Annotated in this window: 18 protein-coding genes and 1 tRNA gene; 13 read left to right on the top strand and 6 right to left on the bottom strand. The window is 71.3% G+C overall.

Annotated features, from left to right (window positions below):
• Positions 1-36: 36 nt before the first annotated feature.
• The 5 genes from RUR_RS28795 (at position 37) to RUR_RS28775 (ending at position 6,943) form a co-directional block, all read left to right on the top strand.
• Positions 37-723, top strand: a complete 687-nt coding sequence (locus RUR_RS28795) for a response regulator (protein ID WP_283138358.1) — start codon at positions 37-39, stop codon at positions 721-723.
• On the top strand, positions 704-3,892 hold the full coding sequence (locus RUR_RS28790; protein ID WP_283138357.1) for a DUF4153 domain-containing protein: 3,189 nt from the start codon (positions 704-706) through the stop codon (positions 3,890-3,892). Before RUR_RS28795 ends, RUR_RS28790 begins: the two co-directional genes overlap by 20 nt.
• Before the next feature lie 110 nt (positions 3,893-4,002).
• Positions 4,003-4,998: a 3-oxoacyl-ACP synthase III family protein gene (locus RUR_RS28785; protein WP_283138356.1), complete on the top strand. Its 996-nt coding sequence runs from the start codon at positions 4,003-4,005 to the stop codon at positions 4,996-4,998.
• A 5-nt stretch (positions 4,999-5,003) separates the two neighbouring features.
• The gene (locus RUR_RS28780) at positions 5,004-5,750 is read left to right on the top strand and encodes a glycosyltransferase family 2 protein (protein ID WP_283138355.1); all 747 of its coding nucleotides are present in this window, start codon (positions 5,004-5,006) and stop codon (positions 5,748-5,750) included.
• The gene (locus RUR_RS28775; RefSeq protein ID WP_283138354.1) at positions 5,747-6,943 is read left to right on the top strand and encodes a cytochrome P450; all 1,197 of its coding nucleotides are present in this window, start codon (positions 5,747-5,749) and stop codon (positions 6,941-6,943) included. The genes RUR_RS28780 and RUR_RS28775 overlap by 4 nt, the downstream gene beginning before the upstream one ends.
• Here the strand turns inward: RUR_RS28775 and RUR_RS28770 are convergent.
• On the bottom strand, positions 6,912-8,432 hold the full coding sequence (locus RUR_RS28770) for a class I adenylate-forming enzyme family protein (protein ID WP_283138353.1): 1,521 nt from the start codon (positions 8,430-8,432) through the stop codon (positions 6,912-6,914). The genes RUR_RS28775 and RUR_RS28770 overlap by 32 nt on opposite strands.
• 174 nt (positions 8,433-8,606) lie before the next feature.
• On the opposite strand from RUR_RS28770, the gene RUR_RS28765 reads away from it, so the two are divergent.
• The 6 genes from RUR_RS28765 (at position 8,607) to RUR_RS28740 (ending at position 16,873) form a co-directional block, all read left to right on the top strand.
• The gene (locus tag RUR_RS28765; protein WP_283138352.1) at positions 8,607-9,548 is read left to right on the top strand and encodes an NAD-dependent epimerase/dehydratase family protein; all 942 of its coding nucleotides are present in this window, start codon (positions 8,607-8,609) and stop codon (positions 9,546-9,548) included.
• A 110-nt stretch (positions 9,549-9,658) separates the two neighbouring features.
• A complete protein-coding gene (locus RUR_RS28760) occupies positions 9,659-11,224 on the top strand; it encodes an N-acyl-D-amino-acid deacylase family protein (protein ID WP_283138351.1) in 1,566 nt (521 codons plus the stop codon).
• A gap of 167 nt (positions 11,225-11,391) precedes the next feature.
• Positions 11,392-12,588 (top strand): alanine racemase, encoded by a 1,197-nt coding sequence (locus RUR_RS28755; protein WP_283138350.1) that lies wholly within the window; start codon positions 11,392-11,394, stop codon positions 12,586-12,588.
• A gap of 115 nt (positions 12,589-12,703) precedes the next feature.
• A complete protein-coding gene (locus RUR_RS28750; protein ID WP_283138349.1) occupies positions 12,704-13,915 on the top strand; it encodes a hypothetical protein in 1,212 nt (403 codons plus the stop codon).
• 155 nt (positions 13,916-14,070) lie between these two features.
• A complete protein-coding gene (gene murJ, locus RUR_RS28745) occupies positions 14,071-15,657 on the top strand; it encodes a murein biosynthesis integral membrane protein MurJ (RefSeq protein WP_283138348.1) in 1,587 nt (528 codons plus the stop codon).
• Positions 15,658-15,790: 133 nt separating this feature from the next.
• Positions 15,791-16,873 (top strand): DegT/DnrJ/EryC1/StrS family aminotransferase, encoded by a 1,083-nt coding sequence (locus RUR_RS28740; RefSeq protein ID WP_283138347.1) that lies wholly within the window; start codon positions 15,791-15,793, stop codon positions 16,871-16,873.
• Positions 16,874-16,880: 7 nt separating this feature from the next.
• Here the strand turns inward: RUR_RS28740 and RUR_RS28735 are convergent, their stop codons facing one another.
• The 4 genes from RUR_RS28735 to RUR_RS28720 all read right to left on the bottom strand — a co-directional run bounded on the left by RUR_RS28735 (position 16,881) and on the right by RUR_RS28720 (position 20,565).
• A complete protein-coding gene (locus RUR_RS28735; protein ID WP_283138346.1) occupies positions 16,881-18,242 on the bottom strand; it encodes a tetratricopeptide repeat protein in 1,362 nt (453 codons plus the stop codon).
• Positions 18,243-18,686: 444 nt separating this feature from the next.
• Positions 18,687-19,097 (bottom strand): YybH family protein, encoded by a 411-nt coding sequence (locus RUR_RS28730; RefSeq protein WP_283138345.1) that lies wholly within the window; start codon positions 19,095-19,097, stop codon positions 18,687-18,689.
• On the bottom strand, positions 19,094-19,990 hold the full coding sequence (locus tag RUR_RS28725) for an SRPBCC family protein (protein ID WP_283138344.1): 897 nt from the start codon (positions 19,988-19,990) through the stop codon (positions 19,094-19,096). Before RUR_RS28725 ends, RUR_RS28730 begins: the two co-directional genes overlap by 4 nt.
• Positions 19,987-20,565: an ArsR/SmtB family transcription factor gene (locus RUR_RS28720; protein WP_283138343.1), complete on the bottom strand. Its 579-nt coding sequence runs from the start codon at positions 20,563-20,565 to the stop codon at positions 19,987-19,989. The genes RUR_RS28725 and RUR_RS28720 overlap by 4 nt, the downstream gene beginning before the upstream one ends.
• Positions 20,566-20,712: 147 nt before the next feature.
• On the opposite strand from RUR_RS28720, the gene RUR_RS28715 reads away from it, so the two are divergent.
• Complete coding sequence (locus tag RUR_RS28715) at positions 20,713-22,266, top strand: MFS transporter (RefSeq protein WP_283138342.1); 1,554 nt, start codon at positions 20,713-20,715, stop codon at positions 22,264-22,266.
• Between the two features lie 64 nt (positions 22,267-22,330).
• Here the strand turns inward: RUR_RS28715 and RUR_RS28710 are convergent, their stop codons facing one another.
• Entirely contained in the window at positions 22,331-22,708 is a 378-nt protein-coding gene (locus RUR_RS28710) for a response regulator transcription factor (RefSeq protein WP_283139831.1), read from the bottom strand.
• A gap of 171 nt (positions 22,709-22,879) precedes the next feature.
• On the opposite strand from RUR_RS28710, the gene RUR_RS28705 reads away from it, so the two are divergent.
• Positions 22,880-22,951 (top strand) — tRNA-Arg (locus RUR_RS28705).
• The last annotated feature ends 200 nt before the right edge of the window (positions 22,952-23,151 follow it).

The raw sequence follows: 23,151 nt of genomic DNA, 5'->3' as shown, positions 1-23,151 counted from the left end.
GACGGATCTGCACAGCGCGCCTCTAGGCTGCCGCCCATGACGTCAGACAGACGGCGAATCCTGGTCGTCGAGGACGACGGGACGATCGCGAACGCCGTACAGTCCCGGCTCGCCGCCGAAGGCTTCGAGGTCCGGGTGGCCGGCGACGGGGAGACGGCGCTCCGGGAGTACGCGGCCCACCAGCCGGACCTGGTCGTCCTCGACCGGCTCCTGCCCGGCCTGGACGGCGTCGAGGTGTGCCGCCGGATACAGGCCGGACGGCCCGTTCCGGTCCTCATGCTCACCGCGCTCGGCGAGGAGACCGACCTGCTCGTAGGCCTCGGCGTCGGCGCCGACGACTACATGACCAAGCCGTTCAGCATGCGCGAACTGGTCGCCCGGGTGCGTGCGCTGCTCCGCCGGGTCGAGCGGGCGAGCCGGCTCGCCGCCGAGGACACCGTGATCCGCGTGGGGGAGGTGGAGATCGACACGGCGGAACGCCGGGTCTTCGTCCGCGGCGCGGAGGCACACCTCACCCGCACCGAGTACGACCTCCTCCGGCGGCTCGCCGAACGGCCCGGCCTGGTCTACGAGCGGGAACGTCTCCTCATCGACATCTGGGGCTTCTCCGGCGCCGCCGCGTACCGCACGGTCGACAGCCACATCCGGGCGCTGCGCCGCAAACTCGGACCCGACGTCGTCCGTACCGTGCACGGGGTGGGCTATGCGCTGGCCCGCGACTAACCCCCTGGACTTCCTCGGCCGGATCAAGGCCAAACTCGGGCTCGTCATCCTCCTCGCCGTCTTCACCGCGTTCGTCGTCAACGAGCTGGGGCTGATCCTCAACTACCTGCCGCACGTCCGGTTCATCGTCGCCGGCGGGCTGGCCCTGCTCATGGTGCACCTCCTCGCCCGGGGCATGATCAAGCCGCTGCGGGAGATGGCCGCCGGGGCCCAGACCATCGCGCGGGGCCAGTACGGCCTGCGGGTCCCGGCCACCTCCCGCGACGAGGTGGGCGAGCTCGCCCGGGCGTTCAACGCGATGGCGGCCGACCTTGGCGAGGTGGACCGGCAGCGGCGCGAGCTGATCGCGAACGTCTCGCACGAGCTCCGCACCCCGATCACCGCGCTCCGGGCGGTGCTGGAGAACATCGTGGACGGGGTCTCCGAGCCCGACCCGGTGACCCTGAGCACCGCGCTCGCCCAGACCGAACGGCTCGGCAGGCTCGTCGCCCAGCTGCTGGACCTGTCCCGGCTGGAGTCCGGCGCCACCAAGATCGAATGCGAGACGACGGTGCTCCGCGCCCTGCACGACCAGGCCATCCGGGAGGCCGAGCTCACCGGGGACGAGGTGGCGCTGCGCAGCTCGGTGCTTCCGCCCGGGTTGTCGGTGCGCGCCGACCCCGGGCTCCTCGCCCAGGTCCTGGCGAACCTGGTGGACAACGCGGTCCGGCACAGCCCGGCCGGAGGGACCGTGACCCTCGCCGCGCGACCGCGCGGATCCGGGGTACGGCTCAGCGTCACCGATCAGGGTCCCGGTATCCCCGCCGACGACCGTCAGCGGGTGTTCGAACGATTCTCCCGCCTCGACGCGGGCCGGGCCGTCGACGCCGGAGGATCCGGCCTGGGCCTGGCCATCACCCGCGAAATCGTCGAGCTGCACGGTGGCTCGATCAGAGTCGATGGAGACCACTCCGCCGGCTGCCGCATCCTTGTCGACCTCCCTGAAAGGACTACCGTGAACGAGGTATCAGGGACGACCCCCACCGAGCTCGGTCCGCCGCACGCCAAGCGGGGCGACGCCGGCCTCTCGCCGGAGGAGCCGGCCCCCGCGGATCCCGGACCCGTCGCCGAGTCCGTCGAAGCCGAGCCGGTCGGGCAGACGCCGTCCGGCTCCGATCCCGTCGCGCCGCCCGGGCCCGCGGCGGCCGCGGAGGATTCCCCGCCCGCGGATTCGGTACGGCCGGAGGCCGGGTCACCGGGCTCGGCGGAATCGGCCGCGGGGGAGCCCGCACCGCCTGCCGCCGGCTCGGGGGCCGGAGGCGAAGGGGCCGCACCGGCCGTACCCGATGCGGTCGGGTCAGGGGGTGCTTCGGCGGGAAGCGTGGGTGCGCGCACCGCCGCGGTGCGTGCGGCGGCGGCCCGGTCCGGCCCACCGAAGCCGAAGCCGCTGGGCGCGGAGGGAGGCCGGGCGGTGCTGGCCGCGATCGGCTCCGTGCTCGGGCTGGCCGTTGGAATCGGGGCCGGTGTCCTTCTCGCGCTGTTCGGCTCGATTTTCTTCGGCGAAGTCACCGTCTTGCTGATCGGGTTCGTCACCATGCTGGTGGGCGCCTTCATCGGGTCGTACATCGGCCTCGTGGTCACCGCGAACCCGCCGGGGGTCTTCGCGATCCCCATCCGGCCGGCGGACGCGCCAAAAGATGAGTTCGTCCCTGTTCTCCATCGTCAGTCCGAGTACACCCCGCCGTCGCTTTTGCCCAGGCCGGACCTGCCCGCGACGCCCAAGTGGCTACCGGTCTCGATGGCCTCGGCCGGGCTGGTCTCCGCCGTGGCCGCCCCGACCGATCGGCTCGGGCTCGGAATGGCGCTGATCGCGGTCGCGGTGGGCGCGGCGGCGCTCCCGGGGGCGTTGCACCGGCTCTCCGCCTGGACCGTGGCCTACGGGCTGACCGCCTACGCCCTGGTCGCCGTGGTGGTCGTCCGGGACGCGGACTGGATCACGGCGCCGGCGCTGTTCGCCGGCACGGCGCTGGCCGTGCTCGCGGTGACCGGGGCGGCGAGCGGCTGGCTCGGCATGCTCCGCTCTTGGGCGGCCATGGTCCGCGCGGCGCTCACCCTGCCCTGGTTCGTGGGTCCGGCGGTCCGGGCGATGAAGGGCCGCAAGCGGCTCGCCCCCACGGCGCTGACCGTCGTGGTCACGGTTGCCCTGGTGTTCTTCTTCGGCATGTTCTTCGCGTCGGCGGACGCGGTCTTCGCGGATCTGGTCGACCGGATCTTCACGGTGCCGGTCTGGGTCGACACGGTCCCGTACCGGATCCTGGTGGCCGTGCTCATCGCCGGCTTGGTGGGCACCTCGGTGCTGGCCGCCGTCTCGCGGCCGGTGGACGACTCCCCGGCCGTGTTGCGGCGGCTACCGGTCGGCCGGACTCAGTGGGTGGTTCCGCTGGCGGCGCTGAACCTGCTGTTCGCCCTGTTCGTCGCGGTACAGATCGCCGTGTTGTTCGGCGGGAACGAGCGGGTGCTGCGGACGGCGAACCTCACCTACGCCGAGTACGCCCGACAGGGGTTCTTCCAGCTGGTCGCGGTGGCCGCGTTCGTCCTGGGGATCGTGGCGCTCGCGGTGGCGCTGCTGCCCCGTCCGAAGCGGACGGACCGCTGGCTGCTCGCCGGTCTGCTGGGGGCGCTCTGCGGGCTGACCTTGGTGATCCTGGTCTCCGCCCTGCAGCGGCTGGGGCTGTACACCGATGTGTACGGGCTGACCCGGCTCCGGGCGTTCGTGGGGGCGGTGACCTGGTGGATCGGCGCGCTGTTCGTGCTGGTCCTGCTGGCCGGGGCGGTACGCCTGTTCGGCGGGCGGTCGGGGTGGCTGCCGCGGGCCGCGACCCTGGTGACGGCGCTCACCGTCCTGGTCTTCGTGTGGTGGAATCCGGATCTGCGCATCGCGGAGACCAACGTCAAGGCACGGGGTGTGGCCCAGCTCGACCGGTACTACCTCGACGGGCTGTCCGCGGACGCCGTACCGGCCCTGCACACGCTCCCGGAGCCGATGCGGAGCTGCGTCCTGCTGAACCTGGGGCGGGAGAACCGGCTCGGCCGTCCCATCCCCTGGTCGAGCTGGAACCTCTCCCGGGTCCGGGCGCAGGAACTGCTGCGGAGCGGGGTCGACGAGAACCTGCCCGCGGGGGTGTGCTGACATCCCGCTCGCCCGATCAATGCCACAAAATGGATGTAAGCGAGAATGTCTCGCTGAAACCCATGTCTGCCCACATATCGGATATTTCTGGCAGGCGAGAGAGCAGAGTGATGAAGGCGAGAATCGCGGGGGTCGCGGCGTACCTCCCGGAGGACATCCTCACCAGTGCGGAGGCCGAGCGGCGTATCGCCAGGGAGAGCGGCGGGTTCACCCCGCACACCGGCATCATCGAGCGGATCACCGGAATCCGCCGCAGGCACGTCGCCCGTGACGACCAGCAGGCCTCCGATCTCGCGGCGGAGGCCTGCCGGCGGGTGCTGGCGGGCCGGGGCCTCGGCCCCGCGGAGGTGGATCTGCTGATCTTCGCCTCCGCCTCGCAGGACATGGTGGAGCCGGCCACCGCGCACATCGTCGCCGCCAAACTCGGGCTGACCTGCCCGGTGTTCGACGTGAAGAACGCCTGCAACAGCTTCCTCAACGGCATGCAGGTCGCCGAAGGGCTGATCGGGCAGTATCCGCGGGTCCTGGTCTGCTCCGGCGAGATCCCCTCCCGGGCGGTGCGCTGGAGCGTGCGCGACCGGGAGACCTTCGTGCACTCCTTCGCCGGGTACACGCTCTCCGACGGCGGCGCCGCGATGGTCCTGGAGGCGGCGCGGACCGGCGGGATCTTCCACCGGGCCTTCACCGCCGACTCGACGGCCTGGGACGTCGGCACCCTCCCCGGCGGGGGCTCGGCCCACCCTCGGGATCCGGAGTACTCCTACTTCCGCGGGGACGGGCGGAAGCTGAAGGAGGCCCTCGAACTGGTCGGGCCCGACCTCTTCCTCGACGCGTTGAAGGAGACCGGCCTCACCTGGGAGGATTTCGCGGTCGTGGCCGTCCATCAGGTGGCCATGCCCTACCTCGGCGTGGTCACCCAGACCTTGGGCGTCCCCGGGGACCGGCTGGTGCTCACCCTTCCGGACAGCGGGAACTGCGCCTCGGTCACCCTTCCACTCCAGCTGGCCCGCGCGATCGACGCGGGCCGGCTCCGGCCCGGCGACCGGGTGGCGCTGCTCGGCTTGGCCGGAGGTGTCAGCCTGGGTGTACTGTTCGCGGAGCTATGAGTGGAATGCGACTTTGGGTGGTCATCCCGGCCTACAACGAGGCGGGTGGCATCCTTGAGACCCTGCGGGCGCTCGCCGGACAGGACGACCCCGGGTTCACCCTCCTCGTCGTCGACAACGCGAGCACCGACGGCACCGCGGCCGTGGTCGAGCGCTTCGCCGAAACCCGGCCCTGGGTCACACTGATCGCCGAGCCGGTGAAGGGGACCGGCGCGGCCGCGGACACCGGGATGCGGCACGCCATCGCGCAGGGGGCGACCCACCTGCTCCGCACCGACGCCGACTGCCTGCCGCGGGCCGACTGGGTCCGCCAGATGCGGCGGGCCTTCGAGGGCGGGCTCGAACTGGTCGCCGCCCGGCTGCTGCCCCGGGAGGACGAGTTCCCGCTCAAGCACTGGGAACGGAGCCTGCTGCCCGCGGTCGTCACGACCGCCGCATGGTTCGGGCGATTCCGCCCCGGCAACCGCGACAAAGCGTATTTAGGCCCGTATGTCATGACCCCTGGGTGCGCGATGGGGATCACCGCCTGGCTGTACCTGCGCTCCGGCGGCTTCCCCCGCACCGCCATCGAAGACGTCCACGAAGACCGGGCCCTGGTCAACCGGGTCCGGCGGGTCACCCGCGCCTACGGAACCCACCGGGCGGCCGTCGTCCACGGCTCCGTACGGCGCCTGCGCGCGTACGGCCTCATCGGCACCCTCGGCTGGTACGCCGACCACCGGCACCGGCCCGGCCACGTCGACATCCGATGAGCACCGCCCGGCGGCACGAACGAGGGCTCCATCTCGCGGCCCACCCGTTCGCCTACCCCCTCATGCGCGGGCTCGCCCGCCTCGGCCCCGTCGTCCGGGTCCCCGGCCTCGGCGTCGCCGTCAACGACCCCCACCTCGCGCGAGCCGTACTCCTGGACGGCGAGCACTTCCGCAAAGACGGCCCCGGCTCCTCCGGCGACCTGTGGACCCCCATCCTCGGGCCCTCGGTCCTGCTCAACATGGAGGGCGAGCCCCATCGCGAGCTCCGGCGGCGGCTGGCCTCCCTGTTCACCCCCGATTACACCCGGCGGCTCTGCGCCCAGGTCCTCGCCGAACCCCTCCACGACCTGTCCATGCGGCTGGCGCGGGGCGAGACCGTCGACCTCGTGGACCGGATGCGCATCCTCACCGGCGCCGCCATCTGCTCGGTCATCGGTCTGCGCGACGTGGACGAGCATCGGGCCAGAGAACTCTTCGAGGACGGCGAGCGAATCGTCTCGTCGGTCAAACTGACCACCCGGCAACTCACCGGACGCCGCCTGCGGACCGCTCGCGAGGTCCTCGACCGGATCGGCGAGATCGCGGCCACCGCCTACCGCGCCGGAGACGAGACCACCGTGATGGGGAGGATGCGGCGCCTCGGCCTCTCCGAACCCGAGGCGCGCGGCGCCGCCGCGGCCTTCTTCCTCACCGGAACCGAGACCGTCGCCACCTTCCTGCCCCGATTCATCGCCCTCCTGCACGACACCGGCACCCTCGCCCGGGTCGCCGCCGACCCCGCGCTCCTCGACCCCGCCATCGACGAAACCATGCGGATCACCACCCCCACCCCGGTCATGCTCCGCTCCGTCGCCGCACCCACCGCCATCGGCCCCGTCGCGGTACACCCCGGCGACCGCATCCTCATCGTCACGCACAACTGCGCCCGCGCCCACGGCCCCTTCGACCTCGACCTTCCCCACCCGCCCGTCCTGCACCGGCTCTGGTTCGGCGCCGGCCCCCACTTCTGCCTCGGCTATCCCCTCGCCATGGCCGAAATCCGCACCATCGCTCAAACACTGCTCGCCGCGGCCCCCCTCCAAGTGGTCCGCCGCCGCTACGCCCGGGGGGTCCTCATCCCGACGTACCGAACCCTGGAAATCGTCAGCGATTTGGCCGTACCTACTGGAGGGTCGCGCCTGCCGGGTCGGTGAGAAGCCGGCGGAGGGCGGGGCGGTCCAGTTTGGCGGCTCGGCCGGTGCGGGGGAAGTCGTCGAGGACGGCGATGCGGTCGGGGAGGGCCCCGGCGTCGACGACGCCGGGGAGCAGGGCACGGAGGCGGTCCAGGTCCAAGCCGGGGTCGGCGCGGAGGGCAAGGACGATTTCCTCGTCGCCGGTGGCCGGGTCGGGCAGGCCGATCAGGGCGGCCTCGCGGACGCCGGGAAGCGCGGCGACGGCGGGTTCGTAGAGACCGGGGTAGATGTTGAAGCCGTCGCGCAGGAGCATGTCCTTCTTGCGGCCGAGCATGATCAGGCGGCCTTGGTCGTCGATGCGCACCAGGTCGCCGGTGGCGATCCGGGTCAGCGGTTCCTCGCCCAGGTAGCCTCGGGCCGTGTGCGGCCCGGTGATCAGGAGTTCGCCTTCGTCGGTGAGGGTGGCGCCGACGCCGGGGAGCGGGGCGCCGAGCAGGTCGCCGCCGCCGGTGTGCGCGAGTTTCTCCTCCGCGGTGACGACGGCGACGGGGAGCGCCTCGGTCAGCGCGTACACCGACGCGACCTGCGCGTGCGGTGCCGCGGCGGCGATCCGGCGGAGCAGGTCGGGTGGGGCGGGCGCGGTGCCGAGCAGGATGTGGCGGAGGGTGGCCGGGAGCCGCGGTGTGGTTTCCACCAGGCGGGCCAGCCGGATGGGGACGCCGAAGGTGTGGGTGGCCCGGCGTTCGGCGAGTTCGGCGGCGAACCGTCCGGGGCGTCCGGGCAGGGACCAGGTCGCCCCGGCGATCAGCGCGGGCAAGCCGAGCATCAGCTGGTCGGTGTGGACGACGTCGCCGGGGTCCAGCGGGACCCGCTCCTGGAAGAGGGTGAGCCCGGCGGCGAGGGATCGCCTGGTGTGGACGACGGCACGTGGTCTGGCGGTGGTCCCCGAGGTGAAGATCACCACAGCGGGGTCGTCCGGGGGTCCTGCGGAGGACCGTTCGGCGGCGTCCCCGCGGAGCAGGCCGCGGAGCCGTACGGCGCCACGCGGAATCCCCGGCAGCCAGGGCCCCGTGTACAGGTGGCGGAGCTCGGCACGGGGAATCGGGTCGGCCAGTTTGGGCAGGAGCAGGCCGCGTCTCCGGGCGAACCGCGAGAGGGCCGGTGTTCCGCTGATCAGGTAGAGGAGGGATTCGGCCGTCACCCAGCGAGGCCGGATCGTGCGGAGCCGGGCGTCGAGGACTCCGGGGGCGAGTCCGGGGTCGGCGAAGACGAGCACTCCGCCGGCGGCGACGATCCCGAGGGCGAGGGCGACCGCGTCGGGACCGGGGCGTACCGCGAAGAGCACCCCGTCGGACCTGCGCAGGCCTTCGCGGATCAGCCCGTCGCGCACTGCGCGGACCCGCCGCCCCAGTTCACCGAAGGGGAGCGCGCGGCCTTTGCCGTCGATGAGCGCCGTGGCCTCCGGGGTCTTGTCGCAGGTGCGGAGGAGGTCGCCGACCAGGTCGCTCATCGGGCGGGCACCTCTCTGGTTAGGGCCGTCATTCTTACGTCTATTCGGCAGTTCCGTACTTTATGCCGGTTTGTCGATACAAAGTGTCCGGCCGGACCCGGGGAACGGCGCGCTAGCCTGCTCTGGTCGAGCGCCGGGACCCGGCGACAGGGCGCGAGGAAAGGCGGCCGGATCGTGGAGATCGCGGTAACCGGGGCTTCCGGATTCGTCGGCGGAGCCGTCTGCCGTGCGGCCGTCGCCCGAGGCTGGACCGTACGGGCCTACGGCCGCCGCCCCGCCGTACCGGCCGCGCACCTCGGCGGGGCCGAGTACCGCGCGTGGGACCTGGCCGGCGCGTATCCGGGGGTCCCGCCGGAGGTCGACGCCGTCGTGCACTGCGCGGGCGGCGTCGCCGACTGGGGGCCGCCCCGGGAGATCTGGGCCGGCAACCTCGACGGCACCCGCACCGCGCGGCAGACGTTCCCCCGGGCCCGGTTCGTCCACGTGAGCACCGCGAGCGTCTACGACCCGTTCCGGCCGACCGTGATGGCCCGCGAGGTGGAGGCGCCGGTCACCCGCTACCTCAACGCCTACGGGGCCTCCAAGGCGTCCGCGGAGAACCTGGTCCGCGGCGACGCGGTGATCCTCCGCCCGCACGCGATCTACGGGCCGGGGGACACCACGCTGCTGCCCAGGCTCCGGCGGTCGATCCGGGGCCGGCGGATGTACGCGGTGGGGGACGGCAGTCAGCCGATCAGCCTCACCCATATCGACAACCTGGTCGACGCCTGCCTGCTCGCCGCCGAATACGAGGGGATCGGGGTCTTCAACGTGACCGACGCCGAGCCCGTACTCCTCGACGACGCGCTCCGCGGGGTCCTCGCCGAACTCGGCAGCCCCGCCCGGCCGTACTACCTGCCGGCCCGGCCGGCCCTGTTGCTGGCCACCCTCGCCGAGGACGTGTTCCGGCTGGCCCGCCGCGCGGACGGGCCGCAACTGACCCGGTACGCGGTGAGCCACCTGGCGGTCGAGCGCACGCTGGACATCTCCGCGGGGCGCAAGATGCTCGGCCTGGAGCCGAAGGCCACCTCGTTCGCGGGGATCGCCGGGCCGGTGGCCGTACCGGGGAAGGGGTAGGAAGCAGCGGGGCGGGCCTTTGGCCGTACCGGAACCGGGGTATTGAGACGGGCCCGGCAAGCCTGACATCTTGACGGTGTGCGTGCCGAAAGCCGATGAGGGGTGTGTGGATGGGCGCGGTGCTGGATGTGATCTTCCGGGGCGGCGAGGTGCTCGACGGTACGGGCGCGCCGCCGTACCGTGCGGACGTCGGGGTCCGCGACGGCCGGATCGAGGCGGTGGGCGGGCTGTCCGGCGCCACGGCGGCGATGGAGGTCGACGCCGTGGGACGCTATGTGGCGCCCGGGTTCGTCGACTGTCATGTGCACGGCGACGCGCTCGTTCTGGACCCGCACGTTCAGCTGGCGGCCCTTAGGCAGGGGATCACCACGTTCGTGCTGGGCCAGGACGGGCTCTCCTACGCCCCGGCCTCGGCGCCCGCGACCCTGGACTATGTGACGCGGTACTTCGCGCCGGTCAACGGCAGCCTGCCGGGTGTCGGCGACGGGCTGAGCGTCGCGGAGCTGCTCGCGCGGTACGACCGGAAGGTTCCGCTCAACACCGCCTATCTGCTGCCGCACGGCACGATCCGCTACGACGTCATGGGGCCGGCGGAGTCGGCCGCCGACCCGGACGCGCTCGCCATGATGCGGCGGATCGTGGAAAAGGGCCTGGCCGAGGGCGCGATCGGGCTCTCCACCGGCCTGGAGTACGCGCCGGGCCGGTTCGCGGACGCCGCCGAGATCGCCGCGCTCTGCGCGCCGGTCGCCGCGGCCGGGCTGCCGTACGTCACCCACATGCGCGGCTACGAGGCCGACGCCCACATCGGCATGGCCGAGGTCGTCGAGATCCTGCGCCGATCGGGGGCCGCCGGGCACGTCTCGCACTACCACGGGCCCGCCGAGCACCTCCTCGGCCTCGTCCGGGACGCCCACGCGCAAGACCTGGACCTCACCTTCGACAGCTACCCCTACCTGCGGGGGAGCACGATCCTCGGCATGCTCACCCTCCCGCCCTGGCTGCCGCTGGCCTCCCTCGACCTCGTGGTCGAGCAGCTCGGCGACCCCGGGGTCCGGCTGCGCCTGGAGCGCGACTGGTGGCCCGGTCTGGCCGAGGTGTGGCCGAGGATCCGGCTTTCGCACGTACCGGGGCCGCTGCGGTGGGCCGAAGGCCTGACCCTGCCGGAGGCGGCCGTCCGGGCGGGGGTGTCGCCGGCCGAGTTCTGCCGTGAGCTGCTGGTCAGCAGCGGACTCGCCGCCGGTTGCGTGTTCGGGCAGCCGCCCACCGGGACCGAGGAGTCGGTCCGGGCGTTGCTGCGCCACCCCGCCCACACCGCCGGTTCCGACGGCATCTACCTGGGGAGCCATCCGCATCCGCGGGGGTACGGGGCGTTCGCCCGGTTCCTCGCCCGGTATGTGCGCGAGCTCGGCGACTGGACCTGGCAGCAGGCCGCCGTCCATCTGGCGGGGCGTCCGGCCGCCCGCTTCCGGCTCGCCGACCGGGGCACGGTCGAGCGGGGGAAGGTCGCCGACCTGATTGTGATCGACCCGGTCACGGTGGCGGATCGGGCCACCTACGACGAGCCGCGGGAGCTCGCCGTGGGCATCGACCACGTCCTGGTCGGCGGGGTTCCGGTGCTGGCCGGGGGAGCGCTCACCGGTGCCGTCCCGGGGCGCGCGCTCCGCCCGGCCGACTGAGGCCGTACCGGCTCGGCGGGGTTTGCGCAGGCGGCAGTCAGGAAGATCGGTAAGGGTTCGCAGGCCGTTGTCCAGGGAATTCCTCGCGCAGTGGGAACTGCGTGGTTTATGCCGCTACGCTCCCCGTGGAACTGGTCTATACCGGGTTCACGAGAGGGAGGTGCGGTATGGGGACGCTCGACTGGACGGCCAAGGGATTCTGGCTGCCCGGATCACCCGTCTCGACGGAGGAGTTCGCCGCTGCGAAGCACGGATTGTTCGACGGGCCGTTCGTCTGGCCCGTCATGGTCGCCCGTCAATCCGCGATCGATCACAACATCGCCACCCTCGCGGCGTTCGCCCGGGACCAGGGCGTCGCGTTCGCGCCGCACGGCAAGACCACGATGGCACCGAGCCTGTTCCACGCCCAGCTGGCGGCGGGCGCGTGGGGGCTGACCGCGGCGACCGCCTCCCAAGCGCTTGTCATGCGCAAGTCCGGGGTCAAGCGGATCATCCTCGCCAACGAGCTCCTCGACCGGACCGCGCTCCGGTGGTTCGCCGAGCAGCTTGACGAAGACCCCGGGTTCGAGTTCCTCTGTTACGTCGACTCCACGGCCGGCGTCCGGGCCCTCGCCGACCTTCCCGGCACCCGCCCGCTGCGGGTCCTCGTCGAACTCGGGCACGAGCGGGGCCGCACCGGCTGCCGTACCCTCGCCGGACTCGTCGAGACCGCCCGGGCCGTCGACGCCGAGCCGCGGCTGGAACTCGCCGGGGTCGCCGGATACGAAGGCGGGCTGAACGGGCGGGTCGACGTCCGCGTCTACCTCGCCCAGCTCACCGAGGCGGCCAGGATCGTCGCGCCGAAGACCCCCGGCCCGACCGTGATCACCGCTGGGGGCAGTGCCTGGTTCGACCTGGTGGCCGAGGCCTTCGCCGGGCTCGGACCCGACTACCTGCCGATCCTGCGCAGCGGCGCCTACATCTCCCACGACGACGGCTTCTACGAGGCCAAGACGCCGTTCAACCGGATCGAAGGGGAACTCCGTCCCGCCCTCGAGATCTGGGCCCAGGTGCTCTCCGTCCCCGAGACGGGCCTGGCCGTCGCCGGATTCGGCAAACGCGACGCGCCGTGCGACGAAGGACTGCCGGTCCCCCGGTCGGTCCGGGGGAGCGACGGCGAGATCAGACCCGCGGAAGGACTCAGCCTCACCAGATTCCAGGACCACCACGCCTACCTCACCGGTGAGCGTGGCGGGGGGTTGCTGCCGGGGGACCTCGTCTCCTTCGGCATCTCACATCCCTGCACCGCATTTGACAAGTGGAGATTCATCCCCGTGGTCGACGAGGACCACACCGTGGTCGACGTTCTCCACACCCTCTTCTAAAGGAGCGATGAGATGCGAGAGATCCGTACGGCGTTCGCCCCGGGCAGTGCCCACTCGCGGCGACTTGTGGTGGGCTTTCCGATGGAAACCGACTTTGTCGCGTACGAGGGCTGACATGGACAGCTCCGTCTACCTCTTCGTGGAGGACCTGCGGGGTGAGGGCACCGGGGAGGTGCTCGACCGGGTGCTCAACGGTTACGGAGCCCGCGGCGTGACGGTCGCCGCCGGCTACCACCGTGCCCGGGACGTCACACCGCACGGCTCCACCCGGGTGACCAAACGCCACGACGGTGTGCACTTCGTCCCGCCGGCCGACCTCTTCGGCGACCTCAGGCTCGCGCCGCCCGTACAGAAGGGCGCGGACCAGGAGCCGCTCGCCGAGCTCAGGCGGCACACCCGGGCCAGGGAGGCGCCACTCCACGGTTGGACGATCTTCCTGCACAACACCACGATCGGCCTGCGACACCCCGACGTCACCGTCGAGAACTGCTTCGGCGACCGCGGATCCCCGGCCGACCTCTGTCCCGCCCACCCCGACGTCCGGCTCTACGCCGTCGCCCTCGGCCGGGCCGTGGCCAGGCAGGGGGTCGACACCGTCGTCGCCGAAGCCCTGCACTTCAGCACCTTCGGCCACGGATACCACCATGAGCGGTCGTTCGTCGACCTCGGGCCGATGGACGGGTTCCTCCTCGGGCTCTGCTTCTGCTCCTACTGCATGAGCTGGGCGGAAAGCCTCGGCGTCGACGCGGAGACCGCCCGCAGGGAGTGCGCCAGGATCCTCGACGGGATCTTCAACGGCGACCCGCCCGCCGAAGGGCTCGTCACCAGATCCGCGCTCACCGCCTACGCCGGACCAGAGCTGGTCTCCTACGCACGCGCGCGATCCGAGACCGTCACCACGCTCGTCGCCGACGTGGCGGCCGGAGTCGCCGCCGAGGGCTCGCGGCTGGAGTTCCTCGACGCGATGGGCGCCTGCAAGGGGTACGCCGACGGCAGGCCCGCGGGCGGACCGGCCGCCCACGACTCCTGGCAGCTCGGCGTCGACCTGATGGCCCTGGGCGACATCGTCTCCTCGCTGGGGGTGCTCGCGTACGCGTGGGATCCGCAGCGGGTCGCCGACGACGTCGCCGCCTACCGCCGGTTCATCGGGCAGACACGGGAACTCCGCGTCGTGTTCCGGCCCGGCAGGCCCGACACCGACTCGGCCGAGCACCTGGCGGCCAAGGTGAAGGCGGCCCGGGCCGCGGGCGCCGACGCGGTCGACTTCTACGCCTACGGGCTCCTGCCCTACCCCGTCCTCGAACGCATTCCCCACGCCCTGCCCTAGATCGCCGCTGGGGCGCAGACCCACCCCCAGCCGATCCCTGCAGGTGAAGCCGCGGTGTCTCTGGGCCGAGAGACGCCGTCGGTGCGGGTGAACCGTACCCGGAACCGCATACCGCCCGGCGGCTCCACGTAATCGAGCGACTACACTCTGTGAGGGTGAGTGGGGCTCTCCAGGATGTGGCCGGTCGTTCCCTGGTCCGGCCCGCCGTCGTGATGGCGGTGGGCACGCTGCTGTCCCGCCTGACCGGTCTCGGGCGGATCGCCGCACTCGTGTACGCGCTGGGCGTGACCGAGTCCCGGCTGGCCGACGCCTACAACATCGCGGGCACCCTCCCGACGGTCGTCTACGAGCTGGTGCTCGGCGGGGTGCTGACCTCGGTCTTCATCCCGATCCTGATGGAGTGGCTCAAGACCCGTGAGCACGCGGAGGCGTGGCGGGCCGCCTCGGTGCTCGCCGGGAGCGCGATGGCCCTCCTGCTCGCGGTCTGCGTCCTCACCGCGGTGGCCGCGCCGTGGATCATCGCGATCTTCAGCGGCCGGGTGCCCGGCCTCGTCGCCCAGCAGGAGCAGCACGAGCTGGCGACCACCCTGTTACGGCTGCTCGCGCCGGGCGTGGCCCTGTACGGCTTCGCGGCGATCGCCGGGGGCCTGCTCAACGCGCACAGCCGGTTCGCCGTCCCCATGTTCGCCCCCATCGTGAACAACCTCGTGGTGATCGGCGTCCTGCTGCTCTTCGCCGCGGCGGTGGACGGCGCGCCCGTCCCGGGCGGCCTCGGCTCCGGCGAGGTGCTGCTGCTGGGCCTGGGCACCACCGCCGGGGTGGCGGCGATGGCGGCGGTCTACCTGCCCGCGCTGCGCGGGCTTCCCGGACGGCTCCGCCTGCGGGTCGACTTCCGCCACCCGGCCGTCCGCAGGCTCGGCCGGCTCTCGGCGTGGACGTTCGGCTACGTGGTGATCAACCAGATCGGGTGGGGCGTCTCGCTGTACCTGGTCAACGCGGTTCAGGGCGGGCCGACCGCGTACTACACCGCGTTCGCCTTCTTCCAGCTGCCGTACGGCATCATCGCGGTGTCCATCATGACCGCGCTGGTGCCCACGCTCGCGTCCTACTACGTCGACGGGGACGAAGCGGGGTATCGCGGGCGGCTGGCCGGCGGGCTGCGGCTCACCGTCGTCCTGCTGGTGCCGGTCACCGTCGCCTATGTCCTGCTCTCCCGGCCCCTGATCGAGACGCTGCTGGAGCGTGGGGTCATGGGCGGGCAGAGCAGCGCCCTGGTCGCCTCCACGCTGAACATGTTCGCCCTCGGGCTGCTGCCGTTCTCCCTGTTCGCCCTGCTCATGCGGGCCTTCTACACCCGGCAGGACTCCCGGACCCCGATGCTGATCAACGTGGTCGCCAACATCGCCACAATCGCGCTTGATTTCGCGCTTTTTCCGTTTATGTCAGTACAAGGTCTGGCGTTGGCGCACACCCTGGGCTACGTGGTGGGCGTCCTCGTCGCCGGGTACCTGCTCGCCCGCCGGACCGGGGGGCTCGGTCTCACCGGTGTTCTCGGCCCGCTGGCCAAGGTCGCCCTCGCCACCCTCCCGGCCGCCGCCGCCATCGTCGCGGTACTGGGCGCCGGCACCCAGGCCGTCCCGGTCCTCCGGCTCGCGACGGCGGGCCTGACCGGGGTCGCGGTCTTCGCCGCCGGAGCCTGGCTGCTGCGCATCGACGACCTCACGGGGGTGCTGAAGCGATGAGGGATCCCGCCCATCGGCCGGGCCAGGGGGAGCCCGGTCGCACACCGGCCCGCCCGGGCCTCGGGGATGCCGGTGGCTCGTCCGGCCGCCGCGGCGGTGGCGTCGACGCGGTTTCCGCGGGAGTGGGTTCCCGGTGATCGCGAGTGTGTATCCACCGCTGGCCCCGGGCGCCCTCCTTAGACGGCCGCCGCGGGTGTTTCCCTTCGACCGGCCCGGTCTGACCCTGACCCATCTGGGGCGGGGCGCGGTCTCCCTGGCCCTGCGCTCTCTTGGGCTCGGTCCGGGGAGCCGGATCGCGATGCCCGCGTTCCACTGCGGCTCGGAGGTCGAGGCGGCCCGGCTGCTCGGCGTCGACGTGGTCTTCTACCGGGTGGACGCATCGCTCCACGCCGACGAGGAAGACCTCGCGAGGGTGGCGAAACAGACCGACGTGACCTATCTCGTCTCCTACTTCGGATGGCCGCTTCCGCCCGTACCGGACGGCGTTCGAGTCATCGAGGATGTGGCGCACGGACTCTTCTCCGCTGACGGAGACGTCCCCCTCGGGTCGCGGGGCGAGGCGGCGGTCTTCTGCCCGCGCAAAAGCCTGGGCGTCCCCGACGGGGGAGCCGTGCTGGGCACTCCGGTGAGCCGGGCGCCGGGCCGGCCGCCGTGGCGCCGGGTGGCGCGGTCGACGGTGTCGCTGGCCGCGGGAAGGCTGGCCCTGGCCGGGCCGCGGGTCGTCCGGGCCCCCGCCGAGTCACTCCTGCGCAGGGGCAGCCGGGCCGAAGCCGCGGCCAAGGAGGGGCGCCTGACCGAAGTGGTGATCGGCGAATGGAACATTTCGCCCGAGGCCATGACGATCGCCGCGGGCGGCCCGTCGCGGCTGACCGCCTGGTCGGTGTACGGCGCCGACGCGCACGCCGTCCGTGCCGCGCGCCGCCGTAACTACGGGATGCTCGCCGCGCGCCTGCCTGAGCTGCGGCCACTCCGGCCGGGGGTCTGCCCGCTCCTCTTCCCGCTCCGGGTGACCGATCGGGAGCGGGTGCTCGCGGAGCTGCTCCGGTACGGCGTGCGCGCGATCGAGATCTGGCCGGTGGCGCACCCCCTCCTCGGCGAGGGTTTCGGGGAGCTCCGGCCGCTCCGGCGGGAGCTCATCGGCCTCCCCGTCCACCAGGGGCTTCGGCCGTGGCACATGGAGGCCGTGCTGGACGCGGTGGTCAGGACCCTCGGCTGACCGCCGATCAGGCGCGCTGTGAGGTCACCTTCTCCAGCGGGCGGATGATGACGACGGGCGTCTGCTCGTCCTCGTTGCCCGCGGGGTTGTCGGCGAGCGCCGTGACCAGCCAGTTCCGGTCGACCTCCCGCGACGCGCCGATGATCGTCGCGCCGGAGCGGTGGTTGGCGTCGACGACGGCGACCCCGCAGCGCAGGGCCGCCGCGAGCTGCTCGGAGAGCGCGTCGGCCTCCGACGGGCCGAAGATCAGATGGTGGTCGTGGGGCGGCATGCAGGCCGCCACGTCGTCGATCATCGCGGTGGCCGGCCCGGTGACCCGGTAGAACCAGCCGCGGCGGCCGAGGAGTCTTCCGACGGCCCCCGCCACCGCGCCCAAGGCGACCTTGGCCCGGCCCACCTCCATGATCGCGCCCTGCATGCCCGCCGGGCTGCTCAGCGGGCCGATCTTCCCGACGAACCGGCAGAGAACCGCCGCCATCAGGCTCGGATCCACCAGCTCAAGCGGGAGCATCCGCCCCTGACCGGCCGCCGCCGCGCTCTCGGAGAAGGCGATCACATCCCCGGGACGCCGTATCATCGCGGTCGCCGTGTCGACGACCTCCGTGATCCCGGTCCGGAAGCTGATCATCGGGGTTCGGACCGGGATGCGTTTCGCGCCGAGCCGCCGTTCGTCCACCCGGGCGATACGCGGTGCGATCGACGGACCCTGCTCCCCGAAATGCCGCATCAGCAGAGCGCGCAATTCCGAATTCCTGACGTAGACTTCGGCGCCCTTGTGCCAGGTGTCGCGTGCTTTATCAGGCTCGCCGGCCTCAATGTAGAGATGGCCGAGCACAATGTAGTCGGAAGCGTAGACGAGATAGTCGGGGGCCAGGGCGACAAGCGGTTCAAGGAAATATCGTGCGCGTTCGTGATCGCCCCGGTCCAGCGCGAGCTTCGACAATCTCTTCAGCGCGTGCCGGCGGAGCACCGGATCGGCCGCGGCCTCCTCCAGTACATCCTCGGCCGCGGTGATCCGGCCGGCCTCGACGAGGGTGTCGGCCAAGGTGAGCTCGTACCACCGGATCGCGGGAAACCGGTGCCGAGCCGCGCCGATCACTTCGATCGCCTCGTCGTACTCCCCCCGCCGGAGCAGCACCTCGGTGAGCGCCGCCGTGGCGAACCGTGAGTCCCCGACATGGCCGAGCGCGGTTCTGGCCAGGCTCTCCGCATGTTTCTCGTCCTGTTCGACGGTGAGGGTGAGCCAGGCGAGGAGGGAGAGGGACGGGACGTCGAGGGTGGGCTGCGCCGCCAGGATCGCCCTCGCCCGGGCCGGCCGCCGCAACCAGATGTCGGCCGCCCGCAGCGCACTCACGTTGAGGATTCTCATGTCTTCCCCAGCCCCCATGCCTTTCCTGCCCGCATCGCCGGTTCCACCGGCTTCCGGCTCTGGCAGTCCGTGTCACCGGCCTACGCGACATGGCCGCACTGTTTTCCGGTGCATGGGTAATTTACGTGCCGCTCGGTGCGCCGAGCTTGTTACCAGGTCCGCTTTTACATCCTGTCTACCAGTGGTTTACCGCGCCCTCGCAAATTTCGCAGGAGCTGAGTGGAAAACGGGTAGGCGGCGAATGTTCGGCTGGATTTTTCGGCATTTATCGGGATATTGAATTGGGGTGTATGGGGAGATGTCGGAGGCTGTGCGCGGGATGCCGCGCCGACGGAGCACGCAGCGGGACGGAACGTGCGACGCGGGGCTCCCGGTACACGGTTCCGGGAGCCGCCACATCGGCCGTACCGTGCTCCAAGCTTCCAGGCGGTCACCGCGGGAGGGTCAGGACTCGCCCGGGAAGGAATGGTGTTCGTGCGCGATCAGCCATCGTCCGCCCGACTTGCGCAAGCCGAGGGTGAGACGGCAGCGCAGGTCGACGATGGCGACGATCGCGTGGCAGAAGGCGACGGACCCGTCGGCGAAGACCTCCAGGTCGATCAGGTCGAAGCTCCCGTCGCCACCCGGGCTGTACTGAAAGAAGAGCTCCCACTGCGCGCGGTACCCCGCCGTCCCGCGCAGGCGCGTCGGCGGTATCACGTCGTACATCAGGATGTCGTCGGTGTGGTTCGCGAGCATCCCGTCCAGGTCCCCGGCGCGAATCGCCTGCGCCCAGTTCTCGACGACCGTCCGTACCTCGTCCGCGGGTGAATCGCCGGCCATGACGGGCGTCGCCCCCTTGCTGTGATCGCTCATCGGCCGGTCGGCTGTTCGGACGCCAGGACCAGCACATCCTCCGGCATGCCCGGGATGTCGCTTTGCAGCCAGATCGGTGTCCAGGACGTCTCGTGGAAACGCCGCAGGTCGGCGACGGCACTGAGCCAGCCGAGCCACCCCGCGTAGGGCGGGTTGTCCTCGTCGAATCCGCTCTGCACGAAGGTGAACCGGGTCCTGCCCTCCGAGCCCTCCAGCTCCCAGCTGGACACGAACGATCCCCAATCCAGGTCGAGCCTGCGGCCGGGCACCACATCCACGATCTTCGCGGTCGACTCCTCCCGGTCGAAGCCCCCCATGGCCCAGCGCCCGCCGGGACGGAGCTCGATCTCCAGAGGGGCGCCGAACCACTCCCTGACCTTCCCGGGATCGACCAGCGAGTCGAACACCTCGTGCGGCGGGGCGTCGACGACGACCTGCTCCGCCAGGCGCGGCGATGTGAAGTCGCATTTCGGGGTGAGTTCGCGGCCCAGGAGGAAGTCGATCAGGTTTGTGATCGCCAGCGGCCAGAAGGTGGCCAGCACACTCCGCAGGCCGACCTCCGCCACGACCTCCGACCAGTCGGGGACGTGTGACTGCGTGAGCGTCAGGATCGTGGTTTGCCGACCAGTCGGCGTCAGGCCGATCTCGACGGCGGTCTCCACGCCGTCGATCTCCCAGGAGAACCGCAGGGTACGGTCGTCGGCGTACAGCGGACGCTGGCGCGGGACGTCACCCTGCGGGGTGTACCGGCCCCAGAAGGCGAACGAGTGGGGGAGATCGGCCTCGGCGTGCTCGGCCAGCCAGACACGCAACGCCGCGGGATCGGTCAGCGCGTGGCGCACCTCCAGGATCGGCGCCGGCACCTGTGCCCGGATTCGCAGCAGCCCGCTCATACCGGCGTCTCCTTGGGAAAGGCCGGGTAGCACGCCACGGCGACCTTGAAGGCGTCACCGTCCGCACCGCCGTACCGGGTGAAGAGATCCTGCATCATGGTCCTGAGGTCGGCGACGAACTCCTGGCGGCGGTGCGGCGGCACCCGGATCTCGCCCGACACCGCGATGGACGGGAGATCGATCTCCACCTCCGTCCCGGCGGCCGCGGCGATCGACGCGACGTCGGACTGGACGTCCTGGAGCAGGTCGAGCAGGTAGCCGAGGCTCAGTTCGTCGCGGACGCCACGCGCGTCGATCCGGCCGAGCAGTTCGGGGGAGAGCCAGTAGGACCGCGCGTTCGCCTGGTAGACCCCCTCCTGGATGCCGCGCACCGGACGCTGTGACACCTGGGTCACCAGGCCCGCCTCCACCAGCCGTTTCACGTGGTAGTAGACCCACTGCGGGGTCTGGTCGAGCCGCTCCGCGACCTCGGTGCAGGACCGGGGCTCGCCCAGTTGCCGCAGCACCTCGACGCGTTGCGGTTTGAGCAGCGCCTCAGCCTGCTCGAACCGCTCCATCATCTGGACTTCCTTCATACAGGGAGTCTTGTACGTAAAGGAATCCCTTGTCAATCGTCGCGAGGCTTATTGACAAGTGATTCTTTTACATACAAGACTCCCTTTTCATTCCCGACCCGGACGCCGCGTGACCGGACTCGAGCGGCGCACACCCCTGGAGCACCCATGCAGACCTCTTCCCCCACGGGCTCGGCCGAACGAGCCGGGCGACGGGAAATGATCGGGCTGGCCGTGCTGAGCCTGCCCACGATCCTGGTGGCGCTGGACATGAGCGTGCTGTACATGGCGCTGCCCCACCTCGGTTCCGACCTCGGCGCCGACGGCGTCCAGCAGCTGTGGATCACCGACGTGTACGGTTTCATGATCGCCGGGCTTCTCATCACGATGGGGAACCTCGGCGACCGGATCGGCCGCAGGCGCCTGCTCCTCATCGGCGCGGCCGCGTTCTCCGTCGCCTCGGTGCTGGCCGCCTACTCCACCAGCCCGGAAATACTCATCGCCGCCCGAGCGCTCCTGGGGATCGCCGGCGCCACCTTGATGCCGTCAACCCTCACCCTGCTCACCACCATGTTCAAAGACCCCGCCCAGCAGGCCACCGCGATCGGCGTGTGGATGGGGTGCTTCCTCGGCGGGACGACCCTCGGGCCGATCGTCGGCGGCGCGATGCTGGAGTTCTTCTGGTGGGGTTCGGTGTTCCTCCTGGGGGTGCCGGTCATGGTGATACTGCTGATCACGGCGCCGAGGACGCTACCCGAGTACCGAGACCCCGAGGCGGGCCCGATCGATCTGCTCAGCGTGGTGCTCTCCCTGGCGGGCATCCTGCCGGTCACCTACGGGCTCAAGGAGATCTCGCAGCAGGGGCCCGAGGCGTTTCCGATCCTGGCCGTCGCCTTCGGTGCCGTCTTCGGCCTGCTCTTCCTGCGGCGGCAGCGCAGGGTGAGCAACCCGCTGCTCGACCCGAGCCTGTTCCGCAACCGCACGTTCAGCCCCGCGGTGGCGACGACGACCCTCGCCGGACTTCTGTCGGGAGCACAGCTCTTCGTCTACCTGTACCTCCAGCTGGTGGTGGAACTGCCTCCACTGCAGGCCGCGCTGTGGATGCTGCCGATGGGCCTGACGACCCTGGTCAGCATTCAAGTGGGTCCGTTCCTGGCGAAGCGGATGCGCCCCGGTCACGTGATGGCCGGCGGGCTGGTGGTCGTGGCCGCCGGTTACCTCATGATCACCCAGGTCGGTCCGGACGGCGGACTCGGCTTGCTGGTGGGCGGCCTGGTGGCGATCGCCGCCGGCATCGGTCCGACGGCGGGGCTGAGCGCGAGCCTGGCCATGGGTTCCGTACGGCCGGAGCAGGCGGGCGGCGCGGCGGCGGCGAACGAGACGGCCGCCGAGTTCGGCATCGCCATGGGGGTCGCGTTGATCGGCATGGTCGGCACGTCCGTCTACCGCCACGAGATCGACGGCGCCATGCCGCCCGGGCTCCCCGCGCAGGTGTCGGACGCCGCCCGGGAGAGCGCCGCCGGAGCCGCGGGCGCCGTACGGCAGCTTGACGGGCAAGCGGCCGTGGACCTGACGGACGCGGCGCACAACGCCCTGGCCACCGCGCTCAACGGCACCGCCTGGGCGAGCGTCGGGGTCGCCGTCGGCCTGGTACTCCTGACCGTCACCGCGTTGCGGCACGTACCACCTGTGGGCAAGGAGCCCGGACCGGAGCAGGTCTGATCGTCGGCCGGGTGCGGGACGGGCCTCGACTGCCGCCCGGGTCGCGCCGGTGCCCGTACGGCGTTCAGCGTGGTTCGGCGGCCTCCGCCAGATCACGCACAACCTGGATGAGCTCGGCTGGATCGAACGGCTTGGTCAGGTAGGCGTCGACACCGATGTCGAGCCCGCGCCGCTTGTCGTCGGCCTGCGCGCGAGCAGTGATCAAGACCACCTTGATATGACTCGTCTCCGGGGTGTCCCGCAGCCGCGTCGCCGTCATCCAGCCGTCCATCCGCGGCATCATGACATCCAGGGTGATCACGTCGGGATCGACGCTCTCCACCCGCTCCAGGCAGTCCTGACCGTCGACCGCGGTCGACACGTCGAACCCCTCCAGGGTGAGGTTGACCGCGATCAGATGCCGGATGACCTCGTCGTCGTCCACAACCAGTACGCGTCCCACGGCCCGCCCCTGTTGCTCCAGTACCTCCGCCACGGCCGCGAGGCTAGCCCGATTCCAGCCGTTCACGTGCGGGTTTCCCCACGGATGCGGGTAACGATTACGTTCTATCAGCCCGGTTCGGTCCGGTGGGCGCGAACGCTCCTCCGATCCTGGTAACCTTTTCTCCGTCGAGCCCCCTTAGCTCAGGGGATAGAGCACCGGCCTCCGGAGCCGGGTGCGCAAGTTCGAATCTTGCAGGGGGCACACAGGCTCGACCAGGCAAAACCCGGCAATGGCCAGCGGAAACGCTGGCCATTTTGCGGTCCGGGGCGTGCCACAAAATGCCAGGTCAATCGAACATGTGCCACTGATTACGTACCAGGGGCGTACCGATCCTCGCGGGCTTCAGCCGCTACCGGCCCCGGACGGTTCGGATCGCGTCGGCAGCGGTTCGGCGGGCCTCA

Source organism: Rhizohabitans arisaemae (assembly GCF_025996515.1).
GTDB classification, from domain to species: domain Bacteria; phylum Actinomycetota; class Actinomycetes; order Streptosporangiales; family Streptosporangiaceae; genus Rhizohabitans; species Rhizohabitans arisaemae.
This window is presented reverse-complemented; position numbering and strand designations above follow the sequence as displayed.